The organism is Arcobacter lacus (assembly GCF_003063295.1).
Classification (GTDB): Bacteria; Campylobacterota; Campylobacteria; order Campylobacterales; family Arcobacteraceae; genus Aliarcobacter; species Aliarcobacter lacus.
Map to the genome: position 1 here is coordinate 321,347 of NZ_MUXF01000019.1, position 17,590 is coordinate 338,936.

At 26.3% G+C, this 17,590-nt stretch carries 17 protein-coding genes; 5 read left to right on the plus strand and 12 right to left on the minus strand.

Annotation, left to right across the window (positions count from 1 at the left end):
* Positions 1-2: 2 nt before the first annotated feature.
* From B0175_RS10330 to B0175_RS10340, 3 genes are read right to left on the minus strand one after another with little or no spacing between them, the layout of a single operon-like run.
* Positions 3-596 carry a hypothetical protein gene (locus B0175_RS10330; protein WP_108528473.1) on the minus strand — a complete coding sequence of 198 codons (594 nt, stop codon included), beginning with the start codon at positions 594-596 and terminating at the stop codon, positions 3-5.
* A 30-nt stretch (positions 597-626) separates the two neighbouring features.
* Entirely contained in the window at positions 627-992 is a 366-nt protein-coding gene (locus B0175_RS10335; protein WP_108528474.1) for a hypothetical protein, read from the minus strand.
* Between the two features lie 15 nt (positions 993-1,007).
* Positions 1,008-1,202 carry a hypothetical protein gene (locus B0175_RS10340; RefSeq protein ID WP_108528475.1) on the minus strand — a complete coding sequence of 65 codons (195 nt, stop codon included), beginning with the start codon at positions 1,200-1,202 and terminating at the stop codon, positions 1,008-1,010.
* Between the two features lie 97 nt (positions 1,203-1,299).
* Here B0175_RS10340 and B0175_RS10345 point away from each other — a divergent pair, with 97 nt between their 5' ends.
* Positions 1,300-1,554, plus strand: a complete 255-nt coding sequence (locus B0175_RS10345) for a helix-turn-helix domain-containing protein (protein ID WP_066386543.1) — start codon at positions 1,300-1,302, stop codon at positions 1,552-1,554.
* A gap of 85 nt (positions 1,555-1,639) precedes the next feature.
* Here the strand turns inward: B0175_RS10345 and B0175_RS10350 are convergent, their stop codons facing one another.
* The 3 genes from B0175_RS10350 to B0175_RS10365 all read right to left on the minus strand — a co-directional run bounded on the left by B0175_RS10350 (position 1,640) and on the right by B0175_RS10365 (position 4,823).
* On the minus strand, positions 1,640-3,394 hold the full coding sequence (locus tag B0175_RS10350; RefSeq protein WP_108528476.1) for a site-specific integrase: 1,755 nt from the start codon (positions 3,392-3,394) through the stop codon (positions 1,640-1,642).
* 443 nt (positions 3,395-3,837) lie between these two features.
* Positions 3,838-4,197 carry a methionine-R-sulfoxide reductase gene (locus tag B0175_RS10360; protein ID WP_108528477.1) on the minus strand — a complete coding sequence of 120 codons (360 nt, stop codon included), beginning with the start codon at positions 4,195-4,197 and terminating at the stop codon, positions 3,838-3,840.
* An 11-nt stretch (positions 4,198-4,208) separates the two neighbouring features.
* Positions 4,209-4,823, minus strand: a complete 615-nt coding sequence (locus tag B0175_RS10365) for a fumarylacetoacetate hydrolase family protein (RefSeq protein ID WP_108528478.1) — start codon at positions 4,821-4,823, stop codon at positions 4,209-4,211.
* A gap of 62 nt (positions 4,824-4,885) precedes the next feature.
* On the opposite strand from B0175_RS10365, the gene B0175_RS10370 reads away from it, so the two are divergent.
* Entirely contained in the window at positions 4,886-5,227 is a 342-nt protein-coding gene (locus B0175_RS10370) for a DsrE family protein (RefSeq protein WP_108528479.1), read from the plus strand.
* Here the strand turns inward: B0175_RS10370 and B0175_RS10375 are convergent.
* Positions 5,224-6,282 (minus strand): AraC family transcriptional regulator, encoded by a 1,059-nt coding sequence (locus B0175_RS10375; protein ID WP_108528480.1) that lies wholly within the window; start codon positions 6,280-6,282, stop codon positions 5,224-5,226. The two genes, B0175_RS10370 and B0175_RS10375, sit on opposite strands and share 4 nt — an antisense overlap.
* An 84-nt stretch (positions 6,283-6,366) precedes the next feature.
* Between B0175_RS10375 and B0175_RS11395 the strand changes: the two genes are divergently transcribed.
* Together B0175_RS11395 and B0175_RS10385 are read left to right on the plus strand one after the other, a co-directional pair.
* Complete coding sequence (locus B0175_RS11395) at positions 6,367-6,786, plus strand: CopD family protein (protein ID WP_108528481.1); 420 nt, start codon at positions 6,367-6,369, stop codon at positions 6,784-6,786.
* Positions 6,787-6,794: 8 nt separating this feature from the next.
* The gene (locus tag B0175_RS10385) at positions 6,795-7,103 is read left to right on the plus strand and encodes a DUF3817 domain-containing protein (protein ID WP_108528482.1); all 309 of its coding nucleotides are present in this window, start codon (positions 6,795-6,797) and stop codon (positions 7,101-7,103) included.
* A 22-nt stretch (positions 7,104-7,125) separates the two neighbouring features.
* Here the strand turns inward: B0175_RS10385 and B0175_RS10390 are convergent, their stop codons facing one another.
* The 4 genes from B0175_RS10390 to purH form a co-directional block, all read right to left on the minus strand.
* Positions 7,126-7,782 carry an NUDIX hydrolase gene (locus tag B0175_RS10390; RefSeq protein ID WP_108528483.1) on the minus strand — a complete coding sequence of 219 codons (657 nt, stop codon included), beginning with the start codon at positions 7,780-7,782 and terminating at the stop codon, positions 7,126-7,128.
* Positions 7,783-9,051, minus strand: a complete 1,269-nt coding sequence (gene bioA / locus B0175_RS10395; protein WP_108528484.1) for an adenosylmethionine--8-amino-7-oxononanoate transaminase — start codon at positions 9,049-9,051, stop codon at positions 7,783-7,785.
* A gap of 44 nt (positions 9,052-9,095) precedes the next feature.
* Positions 9,096-11,693 (minus strand): ABC transporter substrate-binding protein, encoded by a 2,598-nt coding sequence (locus B0175_RS10400; protein ID WP_108528485.1) that lies wholly within the window; start codon positions 11,691-11,693, stop codon positions 9,096-9,098.
* 115 nt (positions 11,694-11,808) lie between these two features.
* Positions 11,809-13,341 (minus strand): bifunctional phosphoribosylaminoimidazolecarboxamide formyltransferase/IMP cyclohydrolase, encoded by a 1,533-nt coding sequence (purH, locus tag B0175_RS10405; RefSeq protein WP_108528585.1) that lies wholly within the window; start codon positions 13,339-13,341, stop codon positions 11,809-11,811.
* 147 nt (positions 13,342-13,488) lie between these two features.
* Here purH and amt point away from each other — a divergent pair, with 147 nt between their 5' ends.
* The gene (gene amt, locus B0175_RS10410) at positions 13,489-15,306 is read left to right on the plus strand and encodes an ammonium transporter (protein WP_108528486.1); all 1,818 of its coding nucleotides are present in this window, start codon (positions 13,489-13,491) and stop codon (positions 15,304-15,306) included.
* Positions 15,307-15,328: 22 nt separating this feature from the next.
* Here the strand turns inward: amt and purL are convergent, their stop codons facing one another.
* Entirely contained in the window at positions 15,329-17,542 is a 2,214-nt protein-coding gene (gene purL, locus B0175_RS10415) for a phosphoribosylformylglycinamidine synthase subunit PurL (protein ID WP_108528487.1), read from the minus strand.
* Positions 17,543-17,590 lie beyond the last annotated feature (48 nt).

Consider the following 17,590-nt stretch of genomic DNA (forward strand, 5'->3'; position numbering starts at 1 on the left):
AATTAATTTTTTATTTCTTGTTTTTCTTCTACTTTTTCATCATTATCGTTTAAAGTAGAAGTTTGGTTTTGAGTTGTTTCTTTTTCTTCCGAAACGGTAGTTGCTACTTGTTCTGTAGTTCCTAGAATTTCTTGTATAGCTTTTGGGTGGCATTTATCTCTATGAATAGAATAGTTTTTTATTCCTTTTTGCCATCTAAAAGGCTTTTCTAAAGTTTCTAATCGTAATTTAAGTATAAATTCATTGTTATAATAAAAGTTATAATCTTCTTCAGATAGTTTTTTCCCTTCAAATATTTTATCCATTTCTATTCTGTGTAGAGATAACATGCAAGGTTTCATTAATTCTATATATTCTAATTTTTGTTCTTGAGATAAACTATTATATTGTTCTTTCATATCAGTTTGTTCTAATCCATCAACTGTTACCAACATTACTAATCCACCTATTGCCATACCAATTGGATTTCCAGATTGCATTAAATCTGCTCCAAATGACATAGAATTTTCTTGATTTACACCTGTTTCACTTTTTGAAGCACAACCAGAAAAAGCAACTCCTAACATTAATAATACTATTAATAATATTTTCTTCATTTCTCCCCTTTTTTTAATAAAAGATTTTCATTATCTTATTCTCACATAAAATTCTTCACCATCATCTGATAACGATACATGATAAATAAATGGTATTTCAGGTCCATTAAAATAAATTCTCATTGAAGCTTGACAAGTATAAGCTCCTGTTTCAGAATCTTCATTTATTGTTGTTATTGATTCTTTATCTAACTTACCTTTATAGTTATTAAATGCTTTCATAGCTTCATCTACTGATTTTATAGATTCTTTATCAGGTTTACCCAAGAATCTTTTTTCTAATACATCAATCACTGCTTCATCAGAACATTTAGGAACTGGATTATATGTATATATATAAATTCCAAATACTAAAACAGCTAAAATTGGTAAGCCTATTAATAATTTCTTTATCATTTTTCCCCTTCTTTATCATATATTTTCAATAAAATTTCTCAAACTTCTCTTTAATTCTGCTTTACTCTGAAAATCCATGTCTAAGTTTGCTCCACTCATCCAACCATAAAAATCTTCTATTATTTCTGCTAAATATATATGATTATATTCATTAGTAAAAAAACCTCTTTCTGTCAAATACTCATTTATAGCTTGTGCTAATTCATCCATTTTTATCCTTTTTATCAATCAGTTATATATGAATTATATATAACTGATTGATAAAAACTGCTTAAATAATTATTATCTACAATATGGAGTTTTAATTATGAAAAGTATTTTCCCTGATATTGACAAAAGTAAACTAGATGATTTTTATATTAAAATAGGGCAAAATGTAAAGAAAATTCGAAAAGAAAAAGGCTTGAGCCAATTGGAACTCGCAATTATGATTGGGCAGAAAAGCACTTCTTTTTACTCAAACTGTGAAAATTATAAAAACAAAGAGCATTTTAACCTTGAACATTTATTTTTAATTTCTGATGTTTTAGGTGTAGAAATAGAAGAATTTTTTAAAAATTAATATTACTTTATATCTTGATAATATAATTCTTCAACTGTAATTTTCCATTGCCTATACTTTATTATATAGACAATGGGTTTTATATTTATATATTAAGTTCTCTCAAAATTTCAAAGTTATATTTTATATTCATTCTTTCTTTTAAAATAGCATATCCCTCTTCTATTCCAAAATCTAAGTTTTCAATTAACTCTTTGGCTTTTAGAATTTCAATGGGTTCTCTGTAATAGTGATGAATAGTTATATCCTTATGTAGGTCTTTGGTTGTATGTCCTATTAACTGTTTTAATTGTAAAAGCTTATTTGTATTATCATTTTCTCCATTCAAAAATTTACCTACAAAATATGCTCTTAAATCGTGAAATGCTGGGAGTTTATAATCTTCATATATATCAGAATAATTATCTTTTACATATACTTTTATCTCTTGATTAAAAGAGAGTGGGAAATCTTTTCTATCTCCATCTTTATTTACTTTTAGGTCAAATACAAAATCTGCTTTATTGTCTATTCTTTCTTGAATGAAATTTAAAAATCCCAAATCTATCAAAAAATTAGTTATGGGAATGGTTCGGCTTGAGTGTTCATTTTTTAAGCTTTGTTTCTCTTTATCTGTAATTCTAAGAGTTAATGAGTGTATAACTTCATCATTTACAATGCTCTTTTTAAAATCTTTAACCCTAATTTGTGCTAGTTCTCCACCTCTAGCACCAGTAAAAATTGCTAAAATAACACTCCAAAAGATGTGGGGAGAAGCTTTAGTATGTCTTGTGAAATTTCGTTCACATTGTCCTCTATCATTTTCTTCTTTTTTATATCTATCTTTTAAAAAGTTATTTAAAATTTGAGATGATAGATATGTTTTTTTATTTTTATCTGTTAAAATTTGGGCTTCTATTGTTAAATCTTTATATTCAACATTTAATTTATCCCATAACTCTAAGTTTAATTTTTCATATTTTTCAGGGTCGTAAAGTTTTATATCTTTTAAAAACCTTTTTATTGTTTTTATCTTTCCTTGTAATCCTGATAAAACTGGTTTTTTGTATTTTTCAACATCATTTTTTGTAAAATTTATAATATATACCATTCCCTTTTCTCGCCAATCTGTTAAATCTTGATGTTGAACAACTGGAATTTGTGTATATAATCTTTTTAAAGCTTCTATATCTTCTAATCTACAATCCATAATTTTTCTTTTTGGAACTCCAAACTTTTCATCGCCTAACATCAAAGAGCAAAACTGCTGTAAATCTGTTCTATTTCCACGAATGCTGTTTACTTGTGTTTTTTGATTTTTGTAAGATAAAAATTTTTCTATTAAAAAATCCCAGTTATCTTCATCATTTTTTGGATATATAATATTTCTAAGTTGTGGATATTGAGTGATAAAATCTTCTATACTTCCAAGATTTGCTGAACTCTCTTTTTTACCCATTAATTTTTGGTATTTTTTAATATCTGCTCTTATTACTTCTATCTCTTTTTTAACTAAATTTTCGGCAAAAAGAGGCAACATATCATCAGTGATTTTTTCGATTTCATCAGGTTTTATAATATCTTGTCTTTTTAAAATATCATTAGCTTTTTTTCTATAAAGCCCTATATTGTCTTTATTAAAAGCTTCTTCTAATTCTGATAATTCTTTTTTTAAAGCTATTTCAGTATGTCCACCAAACTCAACCCCGAACTCATCATAATGAACCAAAGCTTTATATCTTTTATTTTCAATATCTGCTCTACGGCTTCCCATATCCTTGATATAATGGTTATCTTGATTTAAAGCTTCATTTTCATATCTTTGTAATAGACCTATTACATACTCATTTAACTCTTTCAAGGTTAAGTTCTCCCTAGATAAAAATAACAGTTCTATCTTATTATCTATATATGATATTATAAAAAATAGTGAACTATTGAATAGGTGCTTATAATAACCTTTTTTTGATAATAATTTCATAAGTGAAATTCTGAATATTGGAGTTTTTTTATTTAGATTATATGGTATCTTTTTTCTAAAATACCATATTCCATTTTTTTGAAAGCAAGAGTTAGTTTTCAATTTTTAATCCTTTTTTTTAATTAAAGATTGAAAAATTAGTATCCCCAATTTAAGCCATTTTTAAAACAAAGTATCCCTTTTTGGTATCCCAAATCAGAGATGGGTGTTTACAAATATGGCTAAAAGTTCGATTTTATAGGTTATTTCTCATTTTTTGCTGAACACTCCCCAGAAACACCCAGCTGCAAAATATGCTTTTTTAATATTTTCTAAATTCAATTTTATTCCTTTATAAAATTTAAAGATATTGAGTTTACACAATGTCTTGTATTTTTTTGTGTAAAACCTTCGCCTTCAAAAACATGTCCCAAATGAGCACCACATTTTGCGCATAAAATCTCTATTCTTCTTCCATCTTTATCTACAACTTTTTTGATTGCACCTTCTATTTCATCATCAAAACTTGGCCAACCACAACCTGATTTAAATTTATCATCACTTTTGTACAAAGGAGCATTACATTTTTTACAAATATAAGTTCCTTTTTCATAAAAATCATTATAAATTCCACTAAAAGGATATTCTGTTCCTTTTTGTTCTATTACATACTTTTCATTTTGCGTTAATTCATTGTATTTCATCTAAAATCCTTTTATAAAACTTCAAATCTTTCTTCGATAATCACTTTTTTATCATATAAAATTTTACCTACAAAAATATCACCTTTTTTAAACTCACCTACTCCTTTTGGAGTTCCACTCATCAAAATATCTCCATCTTCAAAACTCAAAAATGTTTTAGCTTCTTTTATAATTTCATCTGGTTTATTTATCATCAATGAATAATCACCTTTTTGTTTTAATTCATCATTTATAAAAAGTTCTATTTCAAGTTTCGAAATATCTTGTTTAAACTCTACAAATTTAGAAAAAACTGCTGAATTATTAAAAGCTTTTGCTCTTTCCCAAGGAAGACCTTTTTCTTTTAGTTTACTTTGAATTTCTCTTAAAGTTAAATCAAGACCAAAACCAACTGCAACTATTTTATCTTCTTTGATTAAAAAAGAAATTTCAGCTTCATAATGGCAAGAAGTTTGATTTTGAGGGAAAATTAGTTTTTGTGAAATTGCTGAATTTGGTTTTATAAAAAAAACCATATTTTCTGGTATTTCATTGTTTAATTCTTTTATATGATCAACATAGTTTCGTCCAATACATACAACTTTTGATGGTATCATCTCTTTATCATTTAGTAATATTTTATTCATTTTATACTCTCTTGAAATTTTTATTATATAATCTTAAAAAATTATAACCAAAGGCTTTTTAAATGAAAGAAAATCTACTTATAGTTTGGACAAATGGAGATAAAGAAGTTGCAAATAAATTTCCACTTTTATATGGAAGTGTAATTTTAGAAAGAGAGTATTGGAAAACAGCACATTTGATGCTTTGGGGACCATCTATAAAGCTTGTAAAAAAAAGTAAAAAAGTAAGAAAACAACTAAAAAAAATACAAGAAACGGGTGTTAAAATGAGTGCTTGTGTAGTTTGTGTAGAAGATTATGAAGCGACTTCAACTTTAAAAAAATTAAATATCGAAATCACTCACACAGGAGAGTTTTTAACAAAAGCTTTAAAAGATGAAAGTTTTGCAGTATTAACGATTTAATACTTTTCGAAATTTTTTGTATTAGTTTTACTATTTTTTTCTTTCCATTTTGTAGGAGTTATTCCATACCATTTTTTAAATGCTCTATAAAATGTACTTAAATCAAAGTATCCCATATTTAAAGATATTGTTTCTATATCAATATCTTTAGATAAGTAGTAAATTGCTAACTTTTTTCTAACCTCTAATAAGATTTCTGAAAATGTAGTATTTTCTTCTTTTAATCTTTTTTGCAATACTCTTGAACTCAAACCAATTTTATAAGAGATGCTTTCTAAAGAAATATCTAATTGGTTTGTTGATACTAAAATTTGTTTATAAACTCTTTCTTTGATTCCATTTTCACTTAATTTTATGTTTAAAATATTTTGTGCTTCTTTTTCAAATATTTTAAATAGATATTCATTAGAAAGAGTTGTTTCTGTATTTATAATACTTTTACTAAAATAAATTGAATTTTCATTTTGTGCAAAATATGATTTTATTCCTAATATTTTATTGTTTTCTAATGGTAATAAAGGAGTTTTTTCAATAAAGTTCATTTGTTTTGGTTTTATATTTTTTGAAATAATTTGACTTATCAAATGTATTATATTGAACAAATGTAATATAACTAGGTAATTATCTAAATCTATCAAAATTCCATTTTCATCATAAAAATGCAAAACAATTTTATAACCTTCATCATCACTAGTAAAAATCAATTTCATTTTTTCCCCAATTAAAGGATAAAATTTGCAAAAATTATCTAATGATTCATAAACAGTTTTTGAATGAATCATCAAATAACCTAATATTCCTAAACTATTTGGGGTAATACATTTTGATAAGTTATACAAAATATCATAATTTTTTTCTTCATTCATTACTTTTAATAAAGGCTCTTTTAAAAATGACATTCCCACTGTAAAATTTTCTTGTGCAATATTTTTTGGTGTAATATTTTTTTCTTTTAAAAATTGTTGAGTATTAAACTTTGATTGTTTTTCCAAAAAACCTAAAATCATTAATGCAGATTTTATCGGTAATTGTGCTTCATTTTTTATTGTATTCATAAATTGTTACTCTTTATTCGTAATATACCATAATTGATTTTTTTTCTTATAGTACCATTTTCAAAATTTATTTAAAGGAATCTAATGGCTTACTATAATTTTTTTGTAGCTTTTCATCTCATTTCATTAATAGTATGGATTACATCAACCGTTTACATTTTTCGATTAATATTATTGCAAATAGATAAAAAAAATGAGTTTTTATTAAAAGAAGGTTTTATGATATATAATCAAATATCATCTTTTTCTTTTTTATTTACAATTTGCTTTGGTTTAATCCTAATCTTTTTAAACAAATCAATTTTAGAAACAGGTATTTGGATATATATAAAATTCTTTTTAGTATCTATAATCATATTGATTCATCATTTAAGTAAAATTTATTTAAATAAAATTGATAAAAATATATTTACAAAAGATAAAAAGTATATAAAATATATGAGTTTTTTTCCATTAATTTTAATGTCATTAATCATTTTATTAACAATAACAAAACCTTTTTAGGAGAGATAATGAAAACGAGTTATCAATTCTATTTATTTAGAATAATTTCATACATAGAAGGATTATCATATTTATTTTTAGTATTTTTGGCAATGCCATTAAAGTATTTAGAAAATAATATATTTTTAATGAAAATTCTTGGAATGGGGCATGGAATCTTATTTATATTATTTTGTTTCTCAATATTTTTATTTAAGAAAAAATATGAAATTAGTAAAGAAGTTTTTAAAGACTACTTTATCTATTCATTAAGTCCATTTGGTTATTTGTTAATAGAAAATAATATAAAAGAAAAATTTAATTTAAATTTATTATGATATTAAAATATAAATATTTTATCTAATACTTTTCTATAAACTCTTTTATTAAAACAGAAGTAATTCCCCAAATTACTTCACCCTCATATTCATAAACCCAGATTTTATGTTTTTTATTTCCCCAAGGTTCTTTATATGCTTCTGGTATTCCTAACTCTTCAACAGGGAAAAGAACTTCTTTATTTCCATATTCATCTATTTCATAAGGTAAAATTTTATTTGATAAAGTGTACTCTTTTGGTTCATTTTTCTTAAAAAAAGAGATTGGAATAACTATTGTTTTTTCAACTTCATTATAGTCAACTTTCATATTTTTATAAGCTTTTTTCTTAACTTTTGCAACAAAAGATTCAATTACTGCACCAATTGGAGTAACATAAGTATCAAGTTGCCCTAAAATTTTTATATCTTTTTTTACAATTCCCAACTCTTCAAAAGTCTCTCTTAATGCTGTATCTTGAAAGTTTTTATCAAATTTTGACTCAAAGCCACCACCAGGAAAACATATATCTCCACCTTGTCTTATATGAGCTGCCCTTTTTTGAAAAAGTAAATGATAAACACCATCTATTTTTATAATTGGAATCAAAACTGCACTATTAAAAAATCTATTTCTTCCTAAAACATTTGGATATTTTGGTAAATTTGAAATCAGTTTTTTTAAATTACTTTTTTTCATCTATTTTTTCTTTATAGAGTTTATAGCTTCAACCATTGTTTTAGCTATTTTTATTAAATCTTTTTCTTCTATTATATAAGCAACTATCGAATATACAAGTTTTCCAAAAGGTCTAATCCATACTCCATTTTCTACACAATAATCTTGTATTTGCTGAGAATAACCCTCTTCTTTTAATTCAATTACTCCAATTGCACCAATATTTCTTACATCTTTTACTAAAGAGTGATTTTTCAATTGTTCTAACTCTTTAGAAAAAATCTCTTCAATCTTTTTAACTCTTTCATTCCAAGGAGAACTCAAAAGCAAATCGATACTTGCATTTGCAACACTACATGCCAAAGGATTTGCCATAAATGTCGGACCATGCATTAAAACACCAATTTCACTGCTTGAGATAACATCACTAATATCTTTTGAAGTAATCATTGCTGCCATGGTCATATAACCACCTGTTAAACCTTTTCCAAGAGTTATAATATCAGGTTTTATATTTGTCCATTCGTATGCAAACATACGTCCAGTATGACCAAATCCTGTAGCAATTTCATCAAAAATAAATAAAATATCATATTTTTCACAAAGTTTTTTTGCAATTTCAAGATATTTTGGATTATATATTCTCATTCCGCCAGCACCTTGAACAAGAGGTTCAAGAATAAAAGCAGCAATTTCATTATGATATTTTTCTAAAGTTTTTTCTAAATCTTCAATTGCTAAAGAAAAATCACTATCAAAGCCTAAAGCTGGTGCTTTTACAAAAATATTTTGACTTAAATATGAACCATAAATAGAATGCATTGAATTTTGTGGATCACAAACACTCATAGCTCCTAAAGTATCACCATGATAAGAGTGTTCTAAAGCTAAAATTTTATATTTATTTAAACCTTTTGCTTTTTGATATAAAATTGCTGTTTTAAGGGCAACTTCAACTGATACAGAACCACTATCGCACAAAAAAACAGAATTTAAACCAGTTAATTCAACCAATTTTTTAGTTAAAATAGCAGCTTGTTCATGAGCTAATCCACCAAACATGATATGAGGCATAATATCAACTTGTTTTTTTAATGCTTCATTTAAAATGGGATTATTATATCCATGAATTGCACTCCACCAAGAACTCATTCCATCAATTAATTGTGTACCATCTTCCAAAAAAATAGAAGTTTTATTTGTACTTTTAACTGGAAGAATTTTTGTTTTAGATGGAAGTGAATTATAAGGATGCCAAGTATGATTTTTATCTATATCTAACCAGTTCAAAAAAATTCCTAATATTCTTTAAAATAATTTGGATTATATCAAAATCACTCTTCAATATCTAAAATAATTTGAACTAAAGTTCCATTGTATTCTTTATCTTTATATTCAAATTTTATATTTGTAATATCAATCTCACCATTCATGTGTTTACTCACAATTTCTTGGCACATGTAAAGACCTATTCCAGTTCCAAAATGTTTATGTTTAGTTGTAAAATATGGTTCAAATACTTTTGCAATAATATTTGCATCTATTCCACCTGCATTGTCTTTTATATTTATAACTGCTTTTTTATTCTCTTTTATAACATCAATAAAAATAAATTTTTCATTTTTTGTTGATAAAAGAGCATCTTTTGCATTATTTAAAATATTTATTAGAACTTGAATTAACTCTGATTCATAACCATTTATTTTTAAATCTTCTATATTTTCTATAATAGTTATATTATTTTCTATAAAATTAGGTTTTATCAAATCAATTGTTCTTTTACAACAATTTTTTAAATAAAAAATTTCTTTATCTTTTTGTGGTTTAAAAAAGTATCTAAAATCATCTATCGTATCTGATAAATACGCAGATGTATTTAATATAAAATCTAAAGTTTCAAATAAATATTTATCATCTAAAACATCTAACTCTTTTTTTATTTTTATTCCACTTGCACTTGTTGTAATCAAAGATAAAGGTTGCCTCCATTGATGGGCAATATTTTCTATCATTTGTCCCATAGAAACCATCTTTTGTTGTTGAGAAAGAAGTCTATCTTTTTTTAAATTTTCTTCTATCTCTTTTTTTATTCTATCTTCCAATTCATTGTTTATATCTTTTAACTCTTTTGTTTTTTCATCAACAAGATTTTTCAAAGAAGTATTAATTTTTTTTAATAATCTTTGTCTATATAAAATAGCAATAAATACTAATAAAATACCAACAAATATTTGAACAAAAACATAATAATTAAAACTTTTTTCATATTCTGTAAATATCCATTTATTGAGTATTTCATTTTTTACAATATCATCCATAGTTACAACAGCTTTTTGAAATATTTCATACAAAATTTCATCTTCATTATTTACAGCTATACAAAAATCCATATTCAAATCTAATTTTGTATTTATTGAAATTTTTTCTAAATACTCTGTTTGAATTTTGTACCAATTTGTAGATAAAGAATCTATAAAGCCAAAGATTTCGCCACTTAAAACTTTTTTTATACCATCATCAGAATCTTTTACAGTTACAAAATCTATATTTTTATATTTCTTTTTTAACTCTTCATATATTTCATAATTTTCAACAACTGCAATTTTTTTCTTACCAACTAAATTTAAGTTATTTATGAGAGGGACATTATTTTTTGTTAAAAGAACAACTGGAACATTTAAAAAAGATTTTGTAAATTTAAAATATTTTTCTCTCTCTTTTGACCAAGATGCTCCAGTTAAAATATCACATTTTTTATTTATTGCTAGATCTAAAGATTGAGTCCAAGTTGAAGCAGGAACAAGGGTAATTGGTTTTTTTATTCTATTTTCTATTATAGCCATATAATCAGCAATAAAACCAATATATTTATCACCTTTTATATCACTATATGGCATATAATTAGGAATAACACACATTTTAATAGAATCTTTATTTTGCAAGTACTCTTGCTCTTCTTGAGTTAGAGTTAAGCTTTTTATGTAATTTAAATTAAAAATAAACTTTTTTAAATCAACAGGTGCTTTTAATAAACCCATTAAATTGTAAATATCACTTATTCTTTGAAGTTTATCTTCTTTTATTTCACCTAAATTTACAGTATTAAAATAAGATAATTTTCTTAACTCTTTTCCTTCAAAAATAAGTTCGCTTTTTGATAAATTTTGAGAATTATATTTTTTATGTATTAATTCTGCACTCTCTTCAATATTTGAATAAGCATATTCCCAACCTTTTAAAGAAGCTGCTTTAAACAATAATACTGTATCTAAATCATTATTTATTAAATTTTCATTTGTATATAAAAAGTCACTATACATATCAAAACCATAATCTTTTGGAGCAAAGACATTATACTCTATGCCTTTTTTTTCTAGTATATAGGGTGATTTTGATGTATAGGCAGAAATAATATCTGTTTTTTTATCTATTAAATCATCAATATTATGAGTATGTTCAAGAAAAGTTAAAGAATTAAGTTCTACATTATTAGAAATCATCATAGCTCTTAAAGAAACTTCACTTGAATCATCTAATGTTGTCATAACTCTTTTATTTTCAAAATCTTTTATTGAATTTATTTTAGAATCTTTTGTTGTAAGTAAAATAAGTGGTGTAGCTTGAAAAAGTGCATATAAAGCAACAATATTTCTGCCTCTTGCTTTTTCTAAAATTAAAGTTTCTCTTCCTATAGCAAAATCAATTTTGCCATCACTTACTTCTTTAGGAATATCCGTATCGAAATTAAAAGGAACTATCTCGACATCAAGTCCCACTTCTTTATAAAAACCTTTTTCTTTTGCCATATAATAACCAGCAAACTGAAATTGATCAAACCAAGATAATTGTAATTTAACTTTTTTTAAATCTTTTGCATAAGAAAATGAATTAACAAAAATGAATAGAATAATAAATAACTTTAATTTTTTCATAAATTATCTTTTAGATTAAAATAATAATCAAATAGTTTATCAAAAAAATAGTAAAAATACTAAAAGAAATTGTAGATTTATAGCAAAAATTAAAAAATTTTTGCTATAAAGAATATTAATGTAAGAAGTGTCTAATTCCAGAGAAATATAAAGCCATACCATATTCATCAGCTGCTTCAATAATTTCATCATCTCTGATACTTCCACCTGGTTCAATTACACATTTAACACCAGCTTCTGCAGCTGCATCAATACTATCTCTAAATGGGAAAAATGCTTCAGATGCTAAAACTGCACCAGTTACATCAAGTCCCATATCACTAGCTTTTCTTAAAGCTGCTTTAGAAGCATCAACTCTTGAAGTCATACCCATACCAACAGCAATCATTGCAGAATTTTTAACATAAACAACACAATTTGATTTTGTTAAAGAAGCAATTTTATAAGCAATTTCCATATCTTTTACTTCTTGTTCTGTTGCAACTCTTTTTGATTTTAATTCACTATTTCTAACTTCATCTTCTTGCACTTTATCAGCATCTTGGAATACAAATCCACCATCAACTCTTTTAAAATCAATTTTATCATTTGCAAGTTCTAAAAACTCAGTTCCTTGTTCAAATAATTTGATTCTTTTTTTAGCTTCAAATACGGCAACTGCTTCAGGAGTAAAACTTGCAGCAAAAATTACTTCTAAGAAGATTTCATTCATTTTTTCTGCTAATTTTTTATCCACACAACCATTTACAGCAACAACTCCACCAAAAGCTGAAACTGGATCACATTTTAAAGCTTCAACATAAGATTCTAAAAGTGTATCTTTTATTGCAAATCCACAAGGATTTCCATGTTTTACAATACAAATAGCTTTATCTTTTCCAAAAGCTGATGCAATTCTAGCAGCTCCAGAAATATCACCCATATTATTGAAACTTGCTTCACCTTTTATTGTTTTAAATTTATTTGTAAATTGTGCATCAAATTCGTATAAAGCACCTTTTTGATGAGGATTTTCACCATATCTTGTATCAAAAACTTTAGATCCAACGATAAATTGTTTATCTCCAAATCCACCATTAAATCTTTTGTTCATATAATTTGCAATCATCGAATCATAAGCTGCTGTGTGCTCATATGCTTTTATCATTAAATCTCTTCTAAACTCAACTGTATTTGTATTGTTTTTTAGATTATTTAACACTAAATCATAATCAGTAACATCTGTAACAATAATAACTGAATCGAAGTTTTTAGCTGCACTTCTTACCATTGCTGGTCCACCGATATCAATGTTTTCAATAATTTCTTCAAAATCATCAGTTTTTTCAATTGTTGCTTTAAATGGATATAAATTTACACATACTAAATCTATACCTTCAACTCCAAGCTCTTTGGCTTGGTCCAAATGTGATTGTTTATCACGTCTATGTAAAATTCCACCATGAATATATGGATTTAAAGTCTTTACTCTTCCTTCAAAACATTCTGGAAATTTTGTAACTTCATTTGCTTCAATTACAGCTATTCCTTCATCTTTTAAAGTTTTATAAGTCCCACCTGTTGAAATAATTTCATAACCTAATTTTACAAGTTCTTTTGCAAAATTTACAACACCGCTTTTATCACTTACACTAATTAATGCTCTCAAAATTTTTCCCCAAATTTTATAAATTTTTATTATTATACAAAAAAAGCATTTATGTATTGCTTCATTAAAAACTGTATATTTTTTCTTCATTTAATAATAATTTTCTATGTTACAATTTAGCTTATAATCTTATAAAAGGAGCTTGAATTGGAAAATTTTGGAGATATAAACCTTTTATGGATATTAGTCAGTGCATTTTTAGTTTATATGATGCAATTAGGTTTTTCTTTAGTTGAAACTGGTGTTGTTAGAAGTAAAAACACCATAAATGTAGCAATGAAAAATTTAATTGATACTGTTTTTGGAATCATCTTTTTTTGGATTTTTGGTTTTGGAATAATGTTTGGAGTAGATAAATTTGGATTATTTGGAACAACAAATTTTCTAATTGATGGAAAAGATTTAAATTTAAATGGATTTTTCTTTTTTCAAGCAATGTTTGCTGCAACTGCAATTACAATAGTTTCAGGAGCTGTTGCTGAAAGAATAAAATTTAATGGCTATATAATTGTATCTATCATTGTAAGTTCATTAGTCTATCCAATTTTTGGACATTGGGCTTGGAATGAAGAAGGTTGGTTGAATAATTTAGGATTTGTTGATTTTGCAGGTTCAACTGTTGTTCACTCTATTGGTGCTTGGGTTGGACTGGCAGGAACTATAGTTTTAGGTCCAAGACTTGGTAAATTTAAGAAAGGAAAAATTACATATTTTTCTCCAAGCAATCATAACTTTATAGTATTTGGTGTATTTGTACTTTTTTTTGCATGGTTTGGATTTAATGCCGGAAGTTTATTATCTTTTAAAGCAGAAGTCACTTCTATATTATTAAATACTTTATTAGCTGGAGCTTTTGGAGGATTAAGTGCTGGATTAATAACTTTATTTAACAAAGAAAAAGTTGGCGTTGAAATAGTTAGCTTTGGAGTAATAGCTGGACTTGTAGGAATTACAGCTGGTTGTTTTGAATTTAATGCCATACAGTCAGCTTTTGTCGGTTTTATATCTTCCTTTATAATGTATTATTCAGATATTCTTTTAACAAAAAAATTAAAAATAGATGATCCTGTTAGTGCAGTGAGTATTCATGGATTTGTTGGAGTTTGGGGAACAATTGCTGTTGGAATATTTGCAAATTTGCCTGAAAACTTTACAAGATTATATTTTATATATATTCAAACTTTAGGAACAGTTGTAGCTTTTATTTTTGCATTTACTTTAGGAATATTGATATTTTTATTTTTAAAAAAAATAAATCTTTTAAGAGTGAGAAAAAAACATGAGATTTTAGGATTAAATAGAAGTGAACATAATGCAAAACTTCCTTGGGTTGATACAATACAAAGTATTACACATATAATGAAAACAGGAAATATTGAAAAAAAGATATATGAAGAAAGAGATACAGAAATAGGAATAGTTTCGAGATTTTTCAACTATTTGTTAAGCATTCTAAGAGAAAAAAATGCAGAACTTAAAAAATCAAATACAAATTTAAGTGTAAAAGCATATCATGATAATTTAACAAAAATATTAAATAGAAATGGCTTATTAAAAAGATTGTCCGAACGAAATAATAAATATATTTTAGTAATTATGGATATAGATAAATTTAAAATAATAAATGATACGTATGGTCATGATATAGGAGATATTGTTTTAAAAGATTTATCAACATTTATATCAAGTAATATCAGATCCACTGACATAATTGCAAGATGGGGAGGAGAAGAATTTATTTTAATTTTAGATACAACAGATTTATATCAAGCACAAAATATCTCTGATAAATTAAGAATAGGAATAGAAAATTTTAAATTTCAAATTGTTGGAAAGGTTACTATTTCTATGGGAATAAGTGAGTTTAAAAACGAAGTTGAAACTTTTAATGAAGTATTTAAAAGAGCAGATAAAGCATTATACCAAGCAAAAGAAACTGGAAGGAATAAAGTTTATGTATATTAAGGAAAATTTCCTTAATATATTTTTATAAATCTTGTTCTATTACTTGTCTAAATTTATTAAAATAGATATAGCTAGCTTTATCAAGATCTTTTTCTATATCATTGATTGAGATTTTATCTCCACCAGTTTGACCTATTTTGCTACACTCAATATTAAATGATTTTGCAATTTTTTCAAATGCTTCACAATTTGAAGGAACTACTTCAACGATAGCTCTACTTAAAGATTCAGCAAAAATATCTTTTGAATCATTTAAAGAGATATTTACTTCTATACCTTTGTTTCCAACAACTGCCATTTTTGCTGAACTAATTGCAATACCACCAACGTTTACATCTTTTGCAGATTTTAATAAACCTTGTTTATTTGCTTCAATTACAGTATTCCATAGAGCTAACTCTTTTTCAAAATTTACTTCAGGGTGAATTCCAGCAACTTTTCCATACATTTTTTTCATATATAAAGATGCACCAAATTCACCTTTTGTTTCACCTAAAATGTATAAAATATTTCCATTTTCTTGTACACTTGATGGTAATACTTTATTTGCATCTTCATTTACTCCAACCATTGCAATTGAAGGTGTTGGGAAAACTCCTACTCCATTTGTTTCATTATATAAAGATACATTTCCACCAATAACAGGAGTATTTAACTCTTTACAAGCTTTTTTAATACCTTCACAAGAAGCAGCAAACTGCCACATAACTTCTGGATTTGTAGGATTACCAAAATTTAAACAATCTGTAATTGCTTTTGGAACTGCCCCTGTCATTGCTACATTTCTTCCAGATTCCATAACAGCTGCTGCTGCTCCTAACTCTGGGTTAATATAACAAAGTCTAGTGTTACAATCAGCACTCATAGCTAATGCTTTTCCAGTCTCTTTAATTCTAATACTAGAACCATCTAAACTTCCTGGTCCTTTGATTGTATTTGTTTGAACTTTTGAATCATATTGATCATAAACCCAAGATTTATCAACAACTTCCATATCTGAAAACAGTTCATCAAAAGCTACTTGATTTGAAATCTTTTTATCTAAAGAAATATTCTCAATTCCATCTAAATAAACTGGTTTTTTAACCGGTCTATCTAAAATAGGAGCTTGTTCTGAAACTGGTTGAACAGGAACTTCTGCACATTTTTCACCATGCCAGAATAATTCCATATTTCCAGTTGCAGTTACTTCACCAATAACAGCAACATCTAATTCCCATTTTTGGAAAATATCAATAATTGCTTGTTCACAACCTTTTTTTGCACAAATTAGCATTCTTTCTTGAGATTCACTTAACATAAAGTCATAAGGTGTCATTCCTTCTTCTCTTGCAGGAACTTTATCTAAATGCATAATCATTCCAGAACCACTTCGTCCAGCCATTTCAAATGAAGATGAAGTAAGACCAGCTGCTCCCATATCTTGAATACCAACAATTAAATCTGCTTTAAATAGTTCTAAACAAGCTTCAAGTAATAGCTTTTCAGTAAATGGATCTCCAACTTGAACTGTTGGTCTTTTTGATTCAGAATCTTCATCAAATGCAGCACTTGACATTACTGCACCTCCTAGACCATCTCGCCCTGTTTTAGAACCAACATACATTACTGGATTTCCAATACCTTCAGCTTTTCCATAAAAAATTTCATCAGCTTTTGCTAACCCTAAAGTAAATGCATTTACAAGATTATTTCCAGCATAACACTCTTCAAAAGTAGTTTCTCCACCAATTGTTGGAACTCCCATACAGTTACCATATCCACCAATACCTGCAACTACACCTCTTAAAAGAAATCTATGTTTTTGAGCAGTAGCACTATCTCCTTCTATTGAAGCAAATCTAATTGAATTCATATTTGCAATAGGTCTTGCTCCCATTGTAAATACATCTCTTAAAATTCCCCCAACTCCAGTTGCAGCGCCTTGATACGGTTCAATAAAACTTGGATGATTGTGTGATTCCATCTTAAATACAGCAGCATATCCATCGCCAATATCAATAACACCAGCATTTTCACCTGGACCTTGAATAACCCAAGGAGCTTTTGTTGGAAATCCACTTAAATATTTTTTACTTGATTTATATGAGCAATGCTCAGACCACATAGCAGAGAAGATACCAATTTCTACGTAATTTGGCTCTCTTCCTAAAATCTCTTTTATATTTTCAAATTCTTCAAGAGTTAATGAGTGTGCAAGTGCTATCTCTTGAATATTCATCTCTTTTTTTTGCATTTTTCGCCTTAAAATATCTTGTATAAATTAAGGCGATTGTATCTAAAA